The sequence below is a fragment of the Pauljensenia sp. UMB3104 genome (genome assembly GCF_030217285.1).
Classification (GTDB): domain Bacteria; phylum Actinomycetota; class Actinomycetes; order Actinomycetales; family Actinomycetaceae; genus Pauljensenia.
The window spans coordinates 1-273 of the sequence record NZ_JASONN010000300.1 but is presented as its reverse complement, the minus strand read 5'-3'; the positions used below and the strand labels follow the sequence as shown (position 1 = coordinate 273).

Genomic DNA, 273 nt, shown 5'->3' with positions numbered 1-273 from the left:
GGTTATTGACCACTCCGTGCAGATCGACGTGTACGGCACGCCGGAGGCGTTCGAAGCCAACCAGGACAAGGAATACGAACGCAACCGTGAGCGCTACCAGTTCCTGCGCTGGGGACAGGGAGCCTTTGAAAACTTCCGCGTCGTCCCACCGGGCACCGGTATCGTCCACCAGGTCAACATCGAATACCTCGCGCGCACCGTGTTCACACGCCAGGACGGCGAAGACACGCTCGCCTACCCGGATACCTGCGTCGGCACCGATTCCCACACCAC

The 273-nt window shown here is 61.9% G+C and carries 1 protein-coding gene; it reads left to right on the top strand.

Translation table 11 applies throughout. The annotated features are described in order from the left end of the window. The coding region (locus QP415_RS11790) for an aconitase family protein (protein ID WP_285100205.1) at positions 1 to 273 on the top strand (273 nt) is incomplete at both ends.